The sequence below is a fragment of the Dactylosporangium sp. CA-233914 genome (genome assembly GCF_050942935.1).
Taxonomy (GTDB): Bacteria; Actinomycetota; Actinomycetes; order Mycobacteriales; family Micromonosporaceae; genus Dactylosporangium.
In genome coordinates this window covers 9,973,772-9,994,100 of the sequence record NZ_CP192030.1, presented here as the reverse complement: position 1 = coordinate 9,994,100, position 20,329 = coordinate 9,973,772, and the positions used below count along the sequence as shown (strand labels likewise).

Annotated in this window: 15 protein-coding genes; 7 read left to right on the top strand and 8 right to left on the bottom strand. The window is 70.1% G+C overall.

The features are described from left to right. Positions 1–18: 18 nt before the first annotated feature. Both ACQPY0_RS44180 and ACQPY0_RS44175 read right to left on the bottom strand, forming a co-directional pair. Positions 19–2,343, bottom strand: coding sequence for a PKD domain-containing protein (locus ACQPY0_RS44180; protein ID WP_432974910.1), 2,325 nt, complete (start codon positions 2,341–2,343; stop codon positions 19–21). A gap of 182 nt (positions 2,344–2,525) precedes the next feature. After that, a complete protein-coding gene (locus ACQPY0_RS44175; protein ID WP_432974908.1) occupies positions 2,526–5,768 on the bottom strand; it encodes a TIM-barrel domain-containing protein in 3,243 nt (1,080 codons plus the stop codon). Positions 5,769–6,304: 536 nt separating this feature from the next. On the opposite strand from ACQPY0_RS44175, the gene ACQPY0_RS44170 reads away from it, so the two are divergent. The 4 genes from ACQPY0_RS44170 to ACQPY0_RS44155 all read left to right on the top strand — a co-directional run bounded on the left by ACQPY0_RS44170 (position 6,305) and on the right by ACQPY0_RS44155 (position 10,108). Beyond that, positions 6,305–7,363 (top strand): acyl-CoA dehydrogenase family protein, encoded by a 1,059-nt coding sequence (locus ACQPY0_RS44170; protein ID WP_432974906.1) that lies wholly within the window; start codon positions 6,305–6,307, stop codon positions 7,361–7,363. Then, on the top strand, positions 7,360–8,466 hold the full coding sequence (locus tag ACQPY0_RS44165) for an acyl-CoA dehydrogenase family protein (RefSeq protein WP_432974904.1): 1,107 nt from the start codon (positions 7,360–7,362) through the stop codon (positions 8,464–8,466). The genes ACQPY0_RS44170 and ACQPY0_RS44165 overlap by 4 nt, the downstream gene beginning before the upstream one ends. 44 nt (positions 8,467–8,510) lie before the next feature. Further along, entirely contained in the window at positions 8,511–9,296 is a 786-nt protein-coding gene (locus tag ACQPY0_RS44160) for an SDR family NAD(P)-dependent oxidoreductase (protein ID WP_432974902.1), read from the top strand. A 68-nt stretch (positions 9,297–9,364) separates the two neighbouring features. After that, complete coding sequence (locus ACQPY0_RS44155; RefSeq protein WP_432974900.1) at positions 9,365–10,108, top strand: FadR/GntR family transcriptional regulator; 744 nt, start codon at positions 9,365–9,367, stop codon at positions 10,106–10,108. Between the two features lie 54 nt (positions 10,109–10,162). Here the strand turns inward: ACQPY0_RS44155 and ACQPY0_RS44150 are convergent, their stop codons facing one another. The 6 genes from ACQPY0_RS44150 to ACQPY0_RS44125 are packed head-to-tail and all read right to left on the bottom strand — an operon-like array spanning position 10,163 to position 16,932. Then, positions 10,163–11,116: an acyl-CoA dehydrogenase family protein gene (locus tag ACQPY0_RS44150; protein WP_432974898.1), complete on the bottom strand. Its 954-nt coding sequence runs from the start codon at positions 11,114–11,116 to the stop codon at positions 10,163–10,165. Beyond that, positions 11,106–12,242, bottom strand: coding sequence for an acyl-CoA dehydrogenase family protein (locus tag ACQPY0_RS44145; RefSeq protein ID WP_432974896.1), 1,137 nt, complete (start codon positions 12,240–12,242; stop codon positions 11,106–11,108). The genes ACQPY0_RS44150 and ACQPY0_RS44145 overlap by 11 nt, the downstream gene beginning before the upstream one ends. Positions 12,243–12,272: 30 nt before the next feature. Then, the gene (locus ACQPY0_RS44140) at positions 12,273–13,499 is read right to left on the bottom strand and encodes an ABC transporter substrate-binding protein (RefSeq protein WP_432974894.1); all 1,227 of its coding nucleotides are present in this window, start codon (positions 13,497–13,499) and stop codon (positions 12,273–12,275) included. Positions 13,500–13,526: 27 nt separating this feature from the next. Further along, positions 13,527–14,222 (bottom strand): ABC transporter ATP-binding protein, encoded by a 696-nt coding sequence (locus ACQPY0_RS44135; protein WP_432974892.1) that lies wholly within the window; start codon positions 14,220–14,222, stop codon positions 13,527–13,529. Continuing rightward, the gene (locus ACQPY0_RS44130; RefSeq protein ID WP_432974890.1) at positions 14,219–16,054 is read right to left on the bottom strand and encodes a branched-chain amino acid ABC transporter ATP-binding protein/permease; all 1,836 of its coding nucleotides are present in this window, start codon (positions 16,052–16,054) and stop codon (positions 14,219–14,221) included. The genes ACQPY0_RS44135 and ACQPY0_RS44130 overlap by 4 nt, the downstream gene beginning before the upstream one ends. Beyond that, positions 16,054–16,932 carry a branched-chain amino acid ABC transporter permease gene (locus ACQPY0_RS44125; RefSeq protein WP_432974887.1) on the bottom strand — a complete coding sequence of 293 codons (879 nt, stop codon included), beginning with the start codon at positions 16,930–16,932 and terminating at the stop codon, positions 16,054–16,056. Before ACQPY0_RS44125 ends, ACQPY0_RS44130 begins: the two co-directional genes overlap by 1 nt. Positions 16,933–17,049: 117 nt before the next feature. On the opposite strand from ACQPY0_RS44125, the gene ACQPY0_RS44120 reads away from it, so the two are divergent. From ACQPY0_RS44120 to ACQPY0_RS44110, 3 genes are read left to right on the top strand one after another with little or no spacing between them, the layout of a single operon-like run. Continuing rightward, positions 17,050–17,859, top strand: coding sequence for an enoyl-CoA hydratase/isomerase family protein (locus ACQPY0_RS44120; protein ID WP_432974885.1), 810 nt, complete (start codon positions 17,050–17,052; stop codon positions 17,857–17,859). Next, a complete protein-coding gene (locus tag ACQPY0_RS44115) occupies positions 17,856–19,478 on the top strand; it encodes an AMP-binding protein (protein WP_432974883.1) in 1,623 nt (540 codons plus the stop codon). Before ACQPY0_RS44120 ends, ACQPY0_RS44115 begins: the two co-directional genes overlap by 4 nt. Next, on the top strand, positions 19,478–20,314 hold the full coding sequence (locus ACQPY0_RS44110) for an SDR family NAD(P)-dependent oxidoreductase (RefSeq protein WP_432974881.1): 837 nt from the start codon (positions 19,478–19,480) through the stop codon (positions 20,312–20,314). The genes ACQPY0_RS44115 and ACQPY0_RS44110 overlap by 1 nt, the downstream gene beginning before the upstream one ends. Positions 20,315–20,329 lie beyond the last annotated feature (15 nt).

Here is a 20,329-nt window from a genome sequence, read left to right as displayed (position 1 = left end):
TGTCCTCGTACTGCGCGTTTAGTTGAACTCCTCCCAGCTGCCGATCGCGGTGCGGTTGGCGATCAGGGCCGAGTTGCCGGCGTTGTCCGCGGTGACGTATTTGCCGTTCGCGTTGGCCTGCAGGCTGGTGCTGCCGTCGGCGTTCTTGGTGATCTTGAACTTCTCCCAGGCTCCGACGGCTGTGCGGTTGGCGATGAGTGGTGAGTTGCCGCCGTTGTCCGCGGTGACGTACTTGCCGTTGGCGTGCGAGTAGAGGGCGACGTAGCCGTTGCCGGCGTCGACGAGGTCGAAGGTCTCCCATTGGCCGGGGGTCGTGCGGTTGGCGATCAGTGGTGAGTTGCCGCCGTTGTCCGCGGTGACGTACTTGGCGTTGGCGTGAGCCTTCAGCGTCACCGTGGCGTTGGCCTGGTCGACCACGCCGAACCGCTCCCACGGCCCGATCGCCGTGCGGTCCGCGGTGAGCACCTGGTTCGTGCCGCTGTTGCTGCTGACGTACGCCTTCTTACCCACCGACCAGAGGCTGATGTTGCCGTCGGCGTCGGTGGTCAGGTCGAACAGGGCCATGTCGTCCGTAACGGGGTCGCCCGCCGCGAGCAGGGGATCCGTGCCCCAGTTGACGGCGAAATACGTGCCGTTGAGCCGCGAGCGCAGCGCCACGTGCCCGTTGCCGGGCTCGACCACGTCGAACAGCTCGGGGGCGCCGATCGACCAGGAGTAGACGCTGCTGTTGAGCCAGTTGTACCCCTCGGCGCCGCTGGTGACGTAGCGGTTGTTCTCGTGCGCCAGCAGGGCGATCGTGCGGACCGTCGGCCAGAGCGACGCCGACCGGTTGGCGAGCCACTTGTGCCCGTTGGCGTCGGTGACCGTCAGGACCACGGTGTACGTGCCGGGCTGGGCGTAGTGGTGCGTGACGACCGCCGTCGACTGGGTCGTCGTGGTGCTGTCGCCCCAGTCGAACGAGTAGGTGACGATGGGCGAGAACCCGGGCGTCGAGCCGCTCGCGTCCGCGACGATCGAGTTCGCGGCGTGGTCGGGTCGCAGCTGGAGCGCCGCGAGCGGGCCCTGGACCGACTCCGTGGCGCCGCGGTCGGCGTAGGGGACCGGGCCCGCGCCGGTGTTGGGCTTGTTCGGGTTGTCCTCGCGCTTGTTGCCGCTGGAGTCCGTGCTCTGCCAGCCCGGCGCCGCCGAGTTCGCCGAGTCCTCGTTGACGTCGCTCAGCGCGGTCTCGATGTCGTGCGCGCTCTGGCCGGACGCGGCCCGGAAGGCGGTCAGGCTCAGCGGCGTGCCGTTCCATGCGTACGCGTTCGGCATCCCGTTCCCGCCGTGGAAGGTGGTGTTGTAGTCGACGACCGTGCCGGACCCGGCACCGATCTCGACCGCGCCCTGGATCGCCTGGTCGCATTGCTCCTTGTTCGACCAGGGCACGTTCTGGGCGGTGACGTTGTTCTGCACGGACACGCCCGAGGAGGCCCCGGCGACCCGGATGCCCCCGGCGCAGTGGTTGGTGATCGTGTTGTTCGTGATCGCCGTGCCGGTGGCGCCCGTGTTGTCGATGCCGACGCCCCAGCCGAAGTCCATGCTGTTGTTCGCCACGACAGTGCCGGTCGCCCCGGCCCCGATGCTGATCCCGGCGATCGTGTTGTTGCCGAAGGTACCGTTGAGGATCGTGTTGCGCGCGCCGAGCACCTCGACGGCACGGGCGCCGTTGGTGATGACGGGCCCCGTGACGACGACGCCGGAGGTGGCCGCGTCGAGCGCGATGCCGGTGGTCATCGCCCGGCCCGAGGCCCGGAGCGTGGTCAGCGCCGAGTCGGTCACGCCGGTCAGCTTCACGCCGGGGAGCGCCGCCGTGGTCCCGAGTTGCGCCAGGAGGTTCTCCACGGTGATGCGCGAGGAGTTGCGGATGTCGAACGCGGGCCCGGTCACGGCGTTGATGACCCAGACGCCGCTGATCACGATGTCGTGCTGGCCGTCGATGGTGAATCCGACGTCGGGGCCGCCGGCCAGCCGTGAGACGGCCGCGCCGGGGGCCGTGTAGCGCTGCAGCGTGATCGGCCGCCCCGGCTCGCCGGACTTGTCGATGGTGATGTGCTCGTTGTAGGCACCGGCGATCGCGATCGTCTGGCCGGCCGAGACCGCGGCGACCGCGGTGCCGAGCGTGCAGTACGGCTGGGCCTGCGTGCCCGAGCCGCCGTCGGAGCAGTTGGCGGCCACGTCGTTGTTGACGTACAGGACCGGCAGGTCGGCGGCCAGCGCCGGCGCGGCGCCCGTGAATAGCGCCGCGCCCGCGGCCACGGTGGCGACAGCCAGAACGGTGCGGCCGGGGAGGGGATGTCTGCCCACGCGTAGTACCTCGTCAGGAAGGGAAGCAAGGGGACGTGCAGCAAGGATCGATGCCTGCGCTGGCAGATTATGGCGTTCCCCGCACGTTCCAACAAGGTCCTGAACGTGAACGTAGCTCATAAAAGCCGGGAGGCGGCAAGGATCACCTGCGATCCTTGCCGCCTCCCTGGGCCCGGTCGACCTCAGTTGGTGTCGTAGCTGACGGTCAGGGCCTTGTTCACCGGTTGCTTCGCCGCGGTGACCGTGAGGACGTGAGCGTCACGGTCCCAGCTCCACGAGTCCGCCGACACTCGCTTGCCGTTCACCGACACGACCGTGGGTGCGGTCGCATTCGTGAACCGCACGGTCCAGGTACGCTGGGTGACCTGCCCGGCGAACGTGCCATGCACGGGATCGATCCGTACCTTGTGCCTGTCGTACGAGATTTCGGTGGTGGTGCCGGCCGCCGGCGTCGCGCTGTTGCCGTCGTCTTCGTACAGGACCGAGGACCCCGGATTCCCCTCGGTCACCGTCACGGTCGCGGCGGTCAACGGGTTCTGCTGGTCGTTGGCGACGTTGTCGGTGCGCGTGGTCACGATCCCGCCGGAGCGCACGAACACCGGCATGGTGGACAGGTCGGTGGTGATCTGTGCCGAAGTACCGCCGGCGTAGGTGCGGCCGGTGAAGTAGTCGGTCCAGCTGCTGCCGCTGGGGAACCACACCGTGGTGGTGGCGCTGTTCCCCGGCGTCGTCACCGGCGCCACCAGAATGTCCGGGCCGTACAGGTATTCGGCATCGGCCTGGGCGTAGGCCTCCTGCTGGTCCGGGTACTGCAGGTAGAGCGGCCGCACGATCGGCATCCCGGTGACGCTCGACTGCTGCGCCAGGGTGTAGGTGTACGGGATCAGGTTCTCGCGCAGGTTCAGGAACTTGTTCGCGGACTTGTTGGCCTCCGCGCCGTACTGCCACGGCAACCGGTCACCATGGTTGGAGTGCAACCGGTCGATCGGCTGGAACGTGCCGAACTGCACCCAACGCGCGTACAGATCGTCGGCCAGCTTGTTCGAACCCGGCTCGCTGCCAGGGCTCGTCGCTCCACCGGTGTGACCGCCGATGTCGTGGCTGACGGAAGCCATGCCGGTCGCCACCGACTCGCCCGGTGTATAGGCGACCTCGAAGGCCAGGGTCTGCCAGTTCGAGGTGGTGTCCCCGGTGAAGTGCAGCGTGGTGCGCTTGTCCGCCCACGGGCCGGTGGCCACCGGGACCGGGTTGCTGTAGCCGCCGGCCTGCAGCGAACCGTAGGCCCGGGAGAACGCGAAACCACGCGGCAGGCTCTGGCTGGTGTAGTCGGCGTACTTCTGGTTGATCCAGGCATCGCCGGTCACGCCGGCGAGGGAGGACCGAGTCTGGTCGCAGCACCAGTCCAGCCACCACAGATCGTTGCCGGCGGCACGGATCTGATCATGCAGGGACAGGTATGCGTTGAGCTGGTCCGGATCGCCGAAATCGAAGACGTAGCAGTCCTTGCCGCCACCGCCGCAGCCGCCGGGCTTCAGCTTGCCCTTGGCGATCTCCTGCGCCCGGGCGAACTGCGGGTCCGAGGCCAGGATGCTCGGATGCAGGTTCACCGACGTGTACAGCCCCTGGGCGTGCGCCCAGGCGAAGAACGCCGCGGGATCGGGGAACTTGGCGGTGTCGATTTCCCACCCGTTCCACAGGTTCGGCGACTTGAAGTCGGTGTCGACAACCAGCACATCCAGCGGTACCTTCTCGGCGCGGAACCGAGGCACGATGGTGTTCTGGAAATCGGCCGCCGTGCGGTTGTAGTACTCCGAGTACCAAACACCGTAAGCCCAGCGCGGCAGCAGTTTCGGCGGCCCGGTCAGCGTGGCCAGGTCCTGCAGGCCCCGCTGGTAGTCCTTGCCGTAGGCGAAGACGTACCCATCCTGGTACGGCTTGCCATCGGTTGTCTTACGCGGCGTCACGCCCCTGGTCTTCTGATCGAAAACCGCCGATGCCGTGTCGTCCAGCAGCGACCAGCCGTCCTGGTACAGCAGGCCGGGCGAGGTCAGGGCGCCCCCATTGACCCCGTCCAGGGCGCGCCGGTAGCCGCCCAGCGGTGCGTGCGGGTCCAGCAGCGCCGATGTGGTGCCGGTGAACGCGACGGTGTCCAGGTTGACGTTGCAGCTGGTGGCGGTCGGGCAGCCGAGGGTGACCTGGTTGGTGCCTTTGGACAGCTTGACCGGCGTGGACACGGTGCGCCAGGCGTTCCAGCTGCTGGTCGGTGCCAGGGTGAGGGTGCTGGCCGGGGCGTCGCCGACCGTCACGCTCATCGTCCTGGACTGCAGCGGCTGGGAACCGGCCAGGTAGTTGGCGTAGCGCACCTGCAGGGCGTAGGTGCCGTCGGACGGCACGTCGGTCACCGTGTAGGCAGCGGCGCCGCCGGCCTTCTCCAGCCCGGCGGCGAATCCCTTGCCGGAGTAGCCGTTGTGGTCGGTCGCGAGCCTGCCGCCACCGCTGAGCGCCCCCGACTCCGCCTCGCAGATCTTTGCGAAGCCGCACGGCGACGCGGTCGGTGGGGTGACCCCGGGGTAGGGGTCGCCGGGCTTGACCAGCGCGATGTTGTCGACGTTGATGTGGCCGGAGTTCCCTGGCGCCCGGGTGAAGGCGATGGTGTGCCGGCCGGCGGTCAGGTTCACCGAAGCCGTTGCGACGGCCCAGGTGTCCCAGTTACCCGTGGGCGGCAGCGACACGGTCGCCGGCGCTCCCCCGTCGACCGCAACGCTCATCGTACGGACGGTGTTCAGTCCGTCGCCACCCGTGCTGTTGGCGTAGCGCACGTCGAAGTCGTAGGCGCCCGCGGTCTGGACCGTGGTCGCGAACGTCACCGAGTCGCCGTCGTTCGCGAATCCCGCCGCGAAACCTGTTCCGGTGTAGCTCTTGTGATCGGTGGCCACTGTCGCCCCGGACAGGTCGAGACTCTCGACCTCGCAGCGGGTTCCGATCTCACACACCGGCGCGCCGGTCCACGGGGCGGCCGTGACCGTGTTGCCGGACGCTTGCCTTGTGACGACCAGATTGGTGGGGTTGAACGGCCCGGATCCCACCTTGTAGCGGAGGGTAACCGCATCGGTGGTGATGGTCAGCCAGCCGTCGGTGGTCCTGGTCTTGAAGTTGGTCCGGTTGAACGAGTCCCTGCCGATGGCGTTGAAGGTCGCCGCGTCCAGGAACTTTCCGTCCCCGGCGTACTCGGTCCGGATCAGGGTGGGCGAGAGGACCTCGAACCGCGCCTGGCCCGAGACCACCGCACGTTCGGCGGCGGGGCGAGTCTTGTCCGCATCGGCGGCGGCCGGTCCGGCGTGCGTCATGATCATCAGGTTCAGTGCGAGCACGGCCGCGGCAGCCGCGACGCGCCGGCGCCGCGACGTGGTGGATCGGCGTTTCACGAAGGACTCCTTTGGCCGCCGGCGGTGGCGGCCGACGTGAGCGCCAAACCAGTGACGCAGGCCGGCGCCGTGTCGGCGGTCAGCAGCGGGCGCAGTCGTGGAGGTGGTCTCATCTCACTCCTTGCACAAGACGGACCGCGAGGAGCCGCGGACGCGGTCCGGGCCGCCCAAATTGAAGCGGCTCAGTTTTGTTGTGTCCGGCAACGTATTCCCCGGGTGGATCATCGCGCAAGGTCACCGATTGATTTAAGTTTGTTGTCCGCGGTAACAATTCGGTAACACGGCGGTGGTGCGGCGGCCGCGGTGGCCGATTTGCGGGGGTATCGGGGAGAGGTTCGGCGGGATGATCGTCCTTTGTGGACGATGCTCCGCAGTGCGCGGTCCGGGTCGACCTGGGGTACGGAATCCGGCACGCCGGTACCCGGTGGCGGGGTGTGAGGGGTTAAACATCTAAATCATATAACTGCAATGGGGTGGACTCGGGTAGCATCGCGAACGTCGGAGACCGTATGACGCTGAGGAGCTCCCGGAATACGATGGCGGACTGGTATCTTCTCGCCCCGGACGAGGACGCGCGGGCCCTCGCCCAGGCGGCCGGCGCTCAGTTCCGATCGCTCAACGGTCCGGCGGACATGCGTGCCGCCATCGACGGCGCCGCTCTCGCGCCCGACGGGTGGGCGACCCTGGTGAAGGGCGGCTACCTGGACATCGGCGTTCCCGAGGCCCTCGGCGGGCTCGGCCGGATGATCGACCTGGTCGTCATGCTCGAGGAGGCCGGACGCAGCCTGTTGACGGCACCCCTCCTGGCGGCGGTGCTGGCGTCCCAGACGCAGATCGCGGCCGGGGTGCACCGCGAGGAGCTCCGGCAGTCGCCCGCGGGCTTCGCCACCGCCGAGGGCACCGTCGAGGACGGCCGGTGCTTCGTTGACCGGGCGCACGTGTTCGGTGGTCTCGACGCCGCCGCCCTCACCTTGATCGTGAAAGGGCCGGACCGCGCCTGGATCGCCGTGGTCGACCCGGACACGGACGGGGTCGAGCTGCTCGAGCGCGCGACGGTGATCGATCCTTCCCGGCCCGTCCCGGCACTGCGGTTGCGGGGTGCGGCCGCCGTCGAATCCCGCGCGCTCGCGCTCGACGACCTGGAACGGATCATGGCGAGCGCTCGTGCCTGCCTCGCCGCCGACCTGGTCGGTACCGCCGCGGGCGCCCTGGATGCGGCCATCGCGCACGTGCTGCAGCGCAAGCAGTTCGGTCGGGCGATCGGAGCGTTCCAGGCGGTCAAGCACCAGCTCGCGGACGCCTACGTGTCGGTCGAGAAGGCTCGTAGCCTCACGTTCGGCGCGGCCCTGAGCCTCGTACCGGGCGTCCCCGACGACATACCCACACGCGACTGCCTGCTGGCCAACGCGGTGGCGGCCGAGGCGGCCGTCCAGGTCGCGGCCCGGTTCACGCAGTTGATGGGCGCCATGGGCGTGACCTTCGAGGCGGACTGCCACCTGTTCCTGCGCCGCGCCCATCAGAGCGCCGGCCTGCTCGGCGCACCCGACGACCTGTTCATGGCGGCGGCACGGATCGAAAGGCGGGAAGCTCGATGACGGACCTGGGCGCGATGTTCGACGCGTTCCTCGACGACTTCCTGCCGGCCGACTACGTCGAGGACTATCAGCGGTACCGCACCGATGCCGAGCTTCGGAAGGCCTATCAGGCGGCCGCGTTCGACGAGGGCTGGCTGATCCCCGAGTGGAGCCGGCCCGAGGGCGGACGCGACCTGAATGGCGCCGACGCCTTGGCCGTCAAGCTTGTCGGCGCGCGCCGCCGGGTTCCCCGGTTCATGAACATCCAGGGCGTCGGGGTCGCGGCACCGGCCATCCGGGCCTTCGGGACCGCCGCTCAGCGGGACCGCCTCCTGCGCCCGGCCGCCCGCGGCGACGAATGGTGGGCCCTCGGCATGTCCGAGCCCGGTGCCGGCTCGGACCTGGCCTCGCTGCGGACGACGGCGACCCTCGCCGACGGGGTGTTCACGGTCAACGGCCAGAAGATCTGGACGACGCAGGGGGACGAGGCGCGGTGGTGCACGCTCTACGTCCGCACCGCCACCGGCGGCAAGCCGCACCACGGCATCTCGTGCCTGATCCTCGACCTGCGAAGCCCCGGGGTGGTGGTCCGCCCGATCCGCACCGCCGGCCCCGCGGTCGAGTCCTTCTGCGAGGTCTTCCTCGACGACGTGCAGGTGCCGGAGGATGCACTGCTCGGGCCGCTCAACGGCGGCTGGACGGTGGCCATGTCGAGCCTCGAGCACGAGCGGGACATGATCTGGATCAACACGTGGCTGGAGACCAGCCGGGCTCTGGGTCCCACGCTGCGGGCCCCCCACCTGGCTCAGCACCAGCTCGTCAAGCTCGGCCGGGCGCTGGCGGACGCGGAGAGCGTCCGTCTGACCGGCTTGCGTACGGCTGCCCAGCGGTTCGCGGACCTGCCATCCCCCGCGGCGTCGATCCTCAAGCTGCTCGGCTCCGAGTCGGTGCAGCGCGCGGCCCTGCTGTCGCTGGAAGTGGCCGGCGAGCGGGCATTCGACGACCCGGCGCTCTTCGATGAACGGCTCGAGTCGCTGGGCGCCACGATCTATGGCGGCACGTCTGAGGTACAACGGAACATCATCGCGGAGCGAACGCTCGGACTTCCGAAAGGCGGACTATGACAGCCACCCACGTCGTGGGCTCACTCTCCGGACGCTCTGCCCTCGTGTCCGGGGCCGGCCGCGGACTGGGGCGCGCGATCGCGGCATCCTTGGCGGAGGCGGGCGCCGTGGTGTGCGTCGTTTCCCGCAAGGCCGAAGAGCTCGACAGCCTCGTGGCGCAGATCGATGCCGCGGGCGGCCGGGCGCTTGCCTTTCCGGCGGACATTCGCCAACCTGGTGACCTGGATCGCCTCCGGGACGCCGTGCTCAATGATGTCAAGGTCATCGATATCCTCGTGAACAACGCCGGTAATCTGGTCAAGAAGCCGGTCGTTGCGCTGCCGGTGGACGAGTCGTCCGGCCAGAAGGTCGGACAGCCGGGATCCGGGCCGGCCGATGTCGCCATGTCCGACGAGGAATGGGACTCGGTGCTGGACACGCACGTCCGCGGATCGCTCCATCTGATCAGGTCATTCGTGCCGGGAATGCTGGAGCAGGGGCGAGGCCGGGTGATCAACATTGCGTCGAGCAGTGTCGCCAGATCGGCCAACTTGACCGTGAGCTACCAGGTTGCCAAGGGCGCCATGGGGCAGCTCACGCGAGCGCTCGCCAAAGAGTGGGCGGCGTTCGGTATCACGGTGAACGCCATCGCACCGGGGCATTTCCGCACCAGCATGACCCAGGCCCTGCACGACAGTCCCGAAGGCCAGGCCTGGCTCAAGGAGCGCATCCCGATGCGACGCACGGGCGACGCCGCGGAGTTGGGGGCCTTGGCCGTGCATCTGGCGGGCGATCTTGCCTCGTTCATCACCGGCCAGACGATCTTTGTCGATGGCGGTGAAACGCTGTAATGCCCGAACCCGAGAATCCCGCGCGCCCTCGCCGGGTACCGTTGCGGACACCCAGGGTGGCCGAGGCGATGGCGGCTCAGCTGCGGCTGCGCATCATGGAAGGCGATCTCGTCGACGGATCGGAGCTGCCAACGGAACCGGTGCTGCTCCAGAGCTATCCGGTCAGCCGTCCGAGCCTCCGTGAGGCGTTCCGCATCCTGGAGACGGAAGGGCTGGTGACCGTCCGCCGCGGGAAGCGCGGCGGCACCGTCATCAAGAGCCCGACGCTGGACTCCGCCGCATATCACATGGGACTGCTGATGCACTCGCGCGCGCTGCCCATGGCGGACCTGGCGGCCGCCCGTAACCTGCTGGAGCCGCTGTGCGCCGAGCATGCGGCGCTTCGCGAGGACCACGCCGCCGTCGGCGCCCGGCTCCGGCAGCTCGGCGACGAAGCCTTGCAGGTTGTGGCGGACGGACCGGCGTTCACCGGCGCGGCCGGCAAGTTCCACGAGGAGTTGGTCGACGCGGCCGGTAACCAGACGCTGCGGATCCTCGTCGGGATGCTGGAGAGCGTCTGGAGCATTCAGGAACGGGGCTGGGCCCGGCAGGCGGCCGAGGAGGAAAGCTACCCCACGGTGGACCTGCGTCGCGCGGTCCTGCGGGCGCACGACTCCATCGTGGCTGCCATCGAGGCGGGCGACGCCGACCAGGCCGGACAGTTGATGCGGGCCCATCTGGAGGCGTCGCAGCTGTATGTCGCCTCGCAGAACGCTCCGCCCGTTCGGGTGCTCGACGAGTACGGCAACCCCCGTATGACCGCCCAGCACTGACGATGAACGACGCCCGGCCGGGTCGAAACCCGGCCGGGCGTCTGTCGCTGTCGGTCAGCGCCGCGCCGGCACCGGGTAGATGCCGTCGAAGCCCTCCCTGGCGACCGCCTGCGCCAGGAGATCCGTCGAGGCGATCAGCCCGGCCGGGCGGTGCAGGACGCTCTGGAGGTGACGGTCGATCACGGTGAGATCGTGCTCTTCGCACAGGCCCATCGCGCCGAGCACCTGATGAGCGTTGGACAGCACGACGTTCGCCGACTCCAGCATCTGCACCCGGAGGGCGAGCAGGTCCGCGGGCCTTGCCGCGGCCTGCCGAACGAGCCACCACCCGTGCAACGTCAGTTCCTCGAGCCCGTCGAGGGCAAGGGCGATGTCCGCGATACGCCACCGGATCTCACCGAACTTCCCGATCGGCTTTCCGAACTGCTGCCGCTCGCGTGCGTGGAGGACCGCCAGTTCGACGGCCGTGCCGAGCGCGCCGAGCACCCAGAAGGCATCGAGCAGCAGGTGCATCGAGACCGTCCGCGGCGCGTCGATGTCCAGTTCGGTGGCGCCGAGGACGACGCCCGAGGCGAACGGGTCCAGCGGCGCCGGCTGCGGCGGGCTCGCCGTGACCGAGGAGGCGCCGCCGCGTACCAGGTCGACGGCGACGGCGTGCTCGAACAGGTCGGCGTGGTCGAGTCGCCCGGTCGCGCCGGCGAACAGGTAGACGCCGTCGGCCTCGCGGCGCAGGTGCGGGGCCAGGGCCAGTTCGTGGACCAGCGGCCACGGAAGCACGACGGCGCCGGCCGCCTTGACCCCGAGTACGACGGCCGCCGACTCGTCCTGCTCGCCCCAGGGATCCAGGGTTCGCAGGTCGAGCTGGTCCAGGGCCGGCGCCACGAGCGTCCGCCGCCGGCCCGGGTCCGTCTCCGCGTCGCGCGCGATGTTGACGCCACCCAGCGCCTTGAGCGCCTTGGTGACGCTCTCCTGGTAGACGACCGCCGCCTGCGGCCAGTCACGACGCATGCCGGGCTCCTTCGATCGACGATCGGGCGACGAGCATCCGCTGGACCTCGATGGTCCCGGACGCGATGGTCGCCGACCGTGCGTAGCGGAACACGTCCTCGACGCGTCCCAGCAGACCGGCCGACGGGTCGGGGGCGAGGGCATCGGCACCGGCGAGGTCCAGCGCCAGCTGCGCCACCTCCTGGTCCAGCTGGATCGACGCCAGCCGCGCGATGGAGGCCTCGCGGTCCGTGAGCCGGCTGGCGTCGTTCAGCGCCACGGCGCGGTAGTTGAGCAGGCGGGCCACGCGGGCGTGCACCAGCGCGCGGGCGTAGGAATGCAGCGCCGTCGGCTCCTCGAGCGACGCGTGCCCGGCCAGCGCGGCGAGTACACGCTCGTCGCGGGCGTACCGCGGAATACCGATCCGTTCGTGCTTCAGCACCAGCTTGATGACGTCCCACCCGTTGCCGACGCCACCCAGAATCGCGTCGCCGCCGATCCGGACGTCATCGAAGAACACCTCGTTGAGATGCTGCTCGCCCATGATCGACTCGATGGGGACGACGGTGATGCCCGGTCGATCCATGGGGACCAGGAAGATGGTGATGCCGTCGTGTTTCCCGCCCGCCTTGCCGGTCCTTGCCGCCAGGAAGCACCACTGTGCCAAGCCCGCGTAGGAGGTCCAGATCTTCTGGCCGTTCAGCACCCACTCGCCGTTGTCGAGCCGGGCGCTGAGCTGCAGCGCGCCGAGGTCCGAGCCGGCCTCGGGCTCGCTGAACCCCTGGCACCACACGGCCTGCCCGGCCGAGATGGCGGGCAGGTGGGTGGCCCGCTGCTCCGCCGTGCCGACCTCCATGATCACCGGCCCGACCCAGTTCAGGCCCATGTACTGCGGGCCGCGCGGCTCGAAGTGCGCCCACAGCTCCTCCCGTAGCACGGTCTGCTGCCAGACGTCGGCCTCCGCACCGCCGTACTCCTTGGGCCAGCTGAGCGTCAGGAGCTTTTCGCGCGCGAGGCGTTCGGTGACCCCGGCCACCACCGACTGCACCGAAGGGTCGCGGGCGAAGGACGTCGTCCAGTCCTCGGGGAGGAGCTCGGCGAGCAGGGCCCGCAGGCGGACGCGCAAGTCGTCCGCCTGCGATCCCATCCGGAGATCGACTGTGGTCTCCTCAGGCATTCATCGCCCCGCGCTGACGGAGGCTTCGACGCACTTGCCGTTCGGGCACGGCTTGGCGGGCACGAACACGCCCAGCTGATCGGCGTCGAGCCCGATGCGCTTGTCGGCACCGAACTTGTACGTGCCGTTGGCGCCCTGGAGCGCCTCGCCGGAGACCAGCTGCTGCTTGATCTTGTCGGCGTCGGTCGACTTGACCTTCTGCGACGCCTGGGTCACCAGGAGCACCCAGTCGAAGGAGATGGCGCCCACCGTGTCGAGCGCGTTGAAGGAGTCCTTGCCCTTGGCCTTCAGGTAGAGCTTCACGAAGTCCGCGGTGATGCCCGTGGGGGACTCGCCCGCCGTGGACGACAGGAACGTCTTGGCCATGGGGCCGGCGGCGAGGGTGCCCTTCATGCCGTTCGGGATGAGCTCCGACGTCGCGGGATCGCCGATGCCCAGCACGCCGGACATCTGCGGGTTCCAGCCGATCTTGTTGAGGCTCGACATGGCGGCGACCAGCGGAGCGCCGTATGACCAGACGATGAGCGACTGTGCGCCCGAGTCCCGCAGCTTGGACAGCTGTGCGGTGACGTCCGAGGCGGTGGAGGGGAAGCTCTCCTGCACGATTTTCACGTTGGGGAACTGGCTCTTGGCAAGGGCCAGGGTGTCCTTCGACTGCGACGTGCCGTACGCCGACGAGTCGTCCAGCATCGCCACCGTGTTGCCGGCCGAGGCCGCGTACGAGAGCAGGGGCACGATCGAGGTGTCGCCCGAGGTGCCCGCGCCGGTGCTGAACGCGTACTTGTACCGCTTCGAGTCGCCGACGTCCGGCAGGATCGAGCCGATGCCGCCCGCCGTGTCGCCGGGCACCTTCACCTGGTTCAGGATGTCCTGAACCGGGGGAAACGCCTCGGTGGTGAAGTAGAAGGCGGAGACCCCCTCCTGCGCGAGCGACCGCGTCGCGGCGACCGCCGCGGTCGGCTCGCCCTTGGTGTCCTTCTGCATGATCTCGATCTTCGTGCCGGGGTTGTGCTGCTCCACGTACTCGGCGCCGGCCTTGAGCCCCGCGAGCGACACCTGACCGCTCGGTGCGAGCGAGCCGGTCAGCGCCCCCACGAACCCGATCTTGATGGTGGAGCCGGAGCCTTCATCCTTGCTGCCGGAGGACTCGCCGCCGCACGCGGCGAGGGCGACGAGCGCCGTGCACAGCGTCGCGGCGGCAACGCCTCTCGTTATGAGGGTGGCCATGCTTTCCTCGTACTTTCTGTGAGTTTGTCAGGAGAGATAGGCGGCATGCAGCAGGTCCGGGAGGCTGGGGTCGGTCCCGTGCAGGCGGTGCTCCACGCGCCCGTGTCGCAGCACCACGACATCGGCTTCGAGCTTCTGGGCGACTTCGATGCGCTGCTCCACCAGCAGCACGGAGAAGCCGGCGTCGCGCAGATCGGCAAGGATCTCGATCGTCCGTCCGACCAGCTTGGGCGAGAGCCCGTTCGTCGGCTCGTCGAGCATGATGGCGCGGGGAGCGCCCGCGACCGCTCGCGCGATGGCCAGCATCTGCTGCTGGCCCCCGCTCAGGCCGCCGGCCGGGCGCGGCATCAGCTCACGCAGTTCGGGCAGCAGTTCGAGCGGGTCGACCTCGGACGGCCGGGGTGCCCGGCCCGCCGCCACGCGGAGGTTCTCCGCCACGGACAGGCTCTTGAAGACGTGCCTGCCCTCGAGCACGTGGCCCAGGCCCGCACGGGCCCGTTTGCTCGCCGGAAGGGTGTCGAGGCGACGCTCGTCCAGCCAGATACCGCCGCCGGCCGCGGCGAGACCACCGATGCCACGCAACGTGGAGGTCTTCCCGGCGCCGTTCGCGCCCAGCAGGGCCAGGCACGTCCCGGGCTCCACCGTGAGCGACAGGTCCTCGACCGCGGTGACGCCGCCGTACCGCACGCGAAGGCCGTCCACCTTCAGCCGCCCGCCGTTCATGCCACACCCATGTAGGCGGCGCGGACGGCATCGACGGTGTGGAGATCCTCGGGCCGCCCCTCCCAGAGGACGGCTCCGAGGTCCAGGACGACGACCCGGTCGACCAGACGGCTGATCATCTCCAGGTGGTGCTCGACGATGATGACGGCGACCCCGGCCGCCGCGACGTCGCTCACGACCCGCTCGAATCCCTCGATCTCCGAGGCCGAGAGTCCCGCGGCCGGTTCGTCCAGGAGGAGGACCTGCGGACAGGCGCTGATGGCGGTGGCGGCTTCCAGGAAACGCAACTGACCGTGGCTCATGACCCTGCTTTCCCGGGTGACGGCGGCCGCATCGTGCGGGTCGAGGCCGCTCATCTCCAGCAGCGCGAGGGAGCCGCGGCGGCAGGCCTGGAGAAGTTCCGGTTCGCGGTCGCCGCGAGCGGCCGCGAGTGCGAGATGCTCCTCGATGCTCATGCCGGGGAACGTCTTCGGGGTCTGGAACGTGCGGGCGACGCCGCGCCGGGCGATGGCGGCCGGACGCTGCCCACCGATCTCCACCCCGTCCAGCTCGATCTGGCCGGCCGTCGGCGGGTAGTGCCCGCACACGACGTTGAGCAGCGTCGTCTTGCCCGACCCGTTCGGGCCGATGAGGCCCACGATCTCCCCGCGTGCCAGGTCGAACGACACGCCGCGGAGGGCGTTGACGCCCCCGAAGCTGCGCCGCAGCTGCGTCAGTCGCAGGATCGGCGCGCCGGGCGCGCGCTCGGGCACCTCGATGGGCGGCGTGCGGGCGATCTCCCGCAGCGCGTGCTTGGCGGGCGCGGCGGAGCGGCTGAACAGACCGCGGGGACGCAGCCGCATGAGGACGATGAGCAGCAGACCGTAGAGGAGGTTGTTGAGGTGCGGGTACTCGTCGAGGCGCAGCGGGATCAGGATCAGCAGCGCCGCGCCGACCACCGGTCCGAGCCGGGAGCCGCTGCCGCCGAGGACGACCATGACCAGGAACAGGATGGAGAGGTTCGGCGAGAAGGCATCCGGCGAGATGTAGGCGGACAGGATCGCGAAGAGCCCTCCGCTGAGCGCGCCCAGCGCGGAGCCGACCGCGAAGGCCGCGACCTTCGTGATGTAGCCCGAGATGCCCAGTGCCGACGCGCCGATGGGCTCGTCGCGAACCGCGACGGTGGCTCGGCCGAGCCGTGACACCCGGTACCGGGCGTGCAACCAGTAGCAGAGGGCGGCGACGACGACGATGACGGCGGGGACGACCCACGGCGTTTCCACGGGGTCGTCGTCGAACCAGAGGCCGGCGTCGATGCCGGACAGTCCGGAGTTGCCTCCGGTCACGTCCCGGAACTGGATGAGCATGTCGTTGACGACGAGCATCAGGCCGAGCGACAACATGGCCAGGCCGATCGCGCCGAAGCGCCCGGCCGGGAAGCCGATCGCCGCGCCGGCGACGAGCCCGCCCAGGACCGCGAGCGGGATGGCGGCCCAGAACGGCCATCCGTGCGATGCCACCAGGATGGCGGTGACGTACGCGCCGATGGCGAACGAGGCGCCCTGGCCCAGGGACAGTGCGCCCGCGTATCCGGTGGTGATGTTGAGGCCCAGGGTGGCCACGGCGTACAGGCAGATCAGCTGCAGGACGTAACCGTTGTACGACTGCGGGCCCCACGCGACGAGCAGGACCAGCGCCACGGCCGCCATCAGCAGGCTGTGCAGGCCCGGCGCCGCGAGCACGCTGCGGACGGGGGACGGCACGGCCTCGCGGGTTCGCTCCATGCCGCCGCGCAGCGCTCGCGACACGGGATCCAGCGCCCGGGCCGGCTTCTCGAGCAGCTTGTGCACCATCAGACCGCCCGCACCGGCGCGGCGCCGAACAGACCGTGTGGGCGGATCACGTAGACGACCAGCAGCAGGGCGAACACCGCGAGGTTCACGACGAGGCTGCCGACGTACACGCCCATCGCCTGGCTCAGGACGCCGACGATGAGGCCGCCGACCAGGGCTCCCCCGATGCTGCCCATGCCGCCGATCGCGGTGGCCACGAAGCCGTAGAACGTATAGGACAGTCCCAGCGACGGCGTGACGAGCTGGGTCGAGGCGACCAGCACGCCGGTGACCGCGGCGACCAGCGCGGAAAGCGTCATGGCGATCTGCGAGGCGCGGGCGCGGGAGATCCCGACCGCCTCCGCGCCGTCGAGATCGTCGGCGATGGCGCGCAGCTCGAGCCCGATGCGCGTGTACCGGTAGAAGCCGACGAGCAGCCCGGTCACGACGAACAGCGCGGCGATCGACGCGAGCTCGGCGGGCGACACGCCGATGCCCGCCAGGTCGAACCGGTGTGCGCTGACACCGTGCTTGAAGTTGCGGGACTCCCCGTTGTACGGGATGGCCAGCAGTTCGGCCAGAATCACGCTCACGGCCAGTGTCGAGAGCAGCCACGAGACGGACTGGCCCGACTGCACGAACGGTCGCACCGCGGACCACTCGACCGTGAGGGCCACCCCGACCATCACCACCAGCGCGACGACGTACGCAAGCCAGGTCGGCAGGCCGGCCTGCATCGCCACGAGCACCGACATGGGCATCAACATGACCATCTGGCCGTGCGCGAAGTTGATGACCCCGGTCGTTGAGAAGAGCGTGGCGAAACCCACCGCGACTAACCCATAGATCGCGCCGTCGGTCAGGCCCGGCACGAGGACCGACTGGAGAAAGTCATGCATACGGGGCCTCCCTCCGAGCGCTTGACGTGACGTCCCTCTTCCGCATGGCGCAAAAACGTATATATGATTTGGACGATAGTCAAGGGAAGGCGCGGGAAGCGCCGTGAGGAGGCGCCGGTGTCGAGCGAGCGGGACAGAGCGGACCTGGAACGCGCGGAGGGAGTGGTGCTCAGCAGGGTCATTGACGGCACGCTGCTGGTGACCCTCAATCGCCCGCAGGCGGCCAACGCTCTCAACGACGAACTGATGGATGCGCTGGCGAGCCTGTGGCGGGCCGCGGCCGGGACGCCGGGGCTGCGTTCGGTAGTGCTCACGGGCGCCGGCAAGGCCTTCTGCGGCGGCGCTGACGCGGGCATGCTCTCGGCGCCGCGCACCCGGGTGGGTGACACCGCGGCGGCCGAGCTCGACTTCCTGCCGGGGACGCACGTGGAGGTCCCGGTGATCGCGGCCGTGAACGGGGCCTGCGCCGGCGGCGGTCTGCACTTCGTCGCCGACGCCGACATCTGCATCGCGTCGTCCGCGGCCCGCTTCCTGGACCCGCACGTCAGCGTCGGGCAGGTTTCGGCGCTCGAGCCGCTGCAGCTGCGCCTGAGGATGCGTCCGGACATCCTGACGCGCCTCGTGCTGCTCGGGCGGTACGAATCGCTCTCCGCCGAGCAGGCCGAGCGGGCCGGCCTCGTCTCCGAGGTGGTCGATCCCGCGACGCTGCGGGACCGGGGCCTGGAGCTCGCCGGGATGATCGCGAAGAACTCGCCGGAGGCCGTGCGGCTCAGCCGGCGCGTCCTGCGCACGTTCGATGAGCGCCGCATCGCCACCGACCTCGACCTCGGCTGGGAGCTGATCCGGCGGCACCGTTCGCATCCGGACGCGCTCGAAGGGCCGGCGGCGTTCCTGGAGAAGCGCCCGGCGCGGTGGACGCAGCAATGAGGGTGGCTGACTGGAGCGGCCGGCGGCGAATCGTCGCACCCGACGTCGCGCAGGCGTGGCGCCGGCAGGGTTTCCTCACCGATGAGCGGATCGGGCACCTCCTGGAGCAGGGGGCGGCGCGATGGCCGGACCGACCGGCGGTCATCACGTCCGAGGGGGAGACGAGCTTCGCCGCGCTTGCCGCCGGCTCCGCCGCGATCGCCCGAACCCTCCTCGACGGCGGCGTGCAGCCGGGCGACGCGGTTTCCTGGATGCTGCCGACCGGCGCTGGGGCCGTCGCCGCCGCGGCCGCGATCTGGCGCATCGGTGCGATCAGCAGTCCGATCGTGCCGCTCTACGGCCCGCGCGAGATCCTCGGCGCGCTCGACCAGGTGCGACCGGCGGCCGTCATCGTCCATGCCGCCGATGCCCGCCGCGACTATCCGGACGAGTTCGACGAGGCGCTTCGCAGCATCGGCCATGAGCCCGCCGCCCGGCTGATCGTCGGTGGCCGCGCGGCCGGTTGGCGCTGCGCCGACTCGGCCGGCAGCGGCTCCCTGCCCTCGGGCGTCGAGCCCGCCGGGCCGGCGGATCCATGCCTCGTGCTGTTCACCTCGGGCACCGAGTCCGAGCCCAAGGGCGTGGTCCACTCCGTGGCGGGCCTCCAGCACGAGCTGCGCACGACCATCGCGGAGTGGGGGCTGACGTTCCGGGACCGCATGGTGATGGCCTCGCCCATGACGCACATCACGGGCCTGCTGCAAGGGTTCATGATCCCCGCCCGGGTGGGGGCCGCCGCGGTGCTGATGGAGCGCTGGGACCCCGCAGCGTGCGTCGAGTTGGCCGACCGTACACAGGCGACCTACATGGCCGGCGCCACACCATTCCTGCGGGAGCTGCTCGACGCCTACGCTTCGGCGGGGCACGATCGGTCGTCGCTGCGCCAGTACTGCTGCGGGGGAGCGGCCGTCCAACCCGCGCTCATCGCGCGGGCCGGGGAGCTCGGCATCGCGGCGTACCGGGCCTGGGGCATGACCGAACTCCCGACGGCGACGCTCGCCAACGAGCTGGATCCACTCGAGCACCGGGCGGAGACCGACGGCCACCTCGCCCCGGGCGTGCAGCTGCGGGTCGTGGACGCCGCGGGGCAGGCCGTCGAGCCGGGCGATGTCGGGGAGCTGCTGCTGCGCGGCCCCGAGATGATGCTCGGCTACGCCCGGGAGGAGCTCAACGCGCCCGCGTTCACGCCCGGGGGGTGGTTGCGGACCGGGGACCTCGGTTCGTTGGCACGCGACGGACAGGTGCGGATCTCGGGGCGCATCAAGGACATCATCAACCGCGGCGGGGAGAAGTTCAGCACCCGCGAGATCGAGGAAGCCATCGGCAAGCATCCCGAGATCGACGCCGTCGCGATCGTCGCGGTGCCCGGCGGCCGGCTCGGTGAGCGCATCGGCGCCGCCATCGTCTCGCGGCGCGACGACTGGACCCTCGAGGAGATCGGCCGGGCCGTGACCGGTCAGGGCCTGGCCCGCCAGAAGCAGCCGGAGCTGCTGAGGGTCGTACGGGCCCTGCCGACGAACCCGACCGGAAAGATCAACAAGGCGGCGCTCGCCGAGCTGTTCGGCCCGGACGCCGGCTGATGGCTCGTCTCCTGGACGGGCGCTGCGTCATCGTCACCGGCGCCGGAACGGGCCTGGGCCGCGCATACGCACACGCGTGCGCGGCCCACGGGGCGAACGTCGTCGTCAACGACGTGGACGAGCAGGCCGCGCTCGCCGTCGTCGAGGAGCTCACCGCCACCGGCGGCCACGCGGTCGCGGAACCCGGCTCGGTCGGATCGTGGTCGACGGCCGCCCGGCTGGCCGACACGGCGCAGCGACGGTTCGGTCGCCTCGACGGACTGGTGGCCAACGCCGGGGTCACCCATCACGCCGCGCCCTGGGAGGAGGACGAGTCGCAGCTGCGGCGCATCGTGGAGATCAACGTGCTCGGCGTGCAGTTCTGCGCGATCCACGCCATGCGTGCCATGCTCCGGCAGGGCACGGGCGGCTCCATCGTCACGGTCGTCTCGGGCTCCCGGTTCGGCATCCCCGGCATGAGCGCCTACGGCGCCACCAAGGGGGCGGTGGCCGCCATGACCGCGGGCTGGGCGCTCGAGTGCGCGCCCGCCGGAATACGGGTCAACGCCATCTCGCCGCTGGCGCGGACCGGCATGGCGGCGATCGATGCCCGGCCCGACCGCCCCGCGCTGGGAGCGCCCGAAGACGTGGCGCCGGCCGTCGTGGCCCTGCTGAGCGATGCCACGCGCGACGTCACCGGCAGGATCTTCCGCTTCGACGGAACACGACTCGGCCTGTACGCGCCGGAGGCCTTGTCCACGGTCGCCGACGAGGAGTCGCGTGCTGCCGCCGGTCGGGCGGCGTCGATCGCGCGGACGCTGGCGCGGCTCGCCGGCGCTGCCGTTGATACTGAATAGAGTACTGTAGTACTG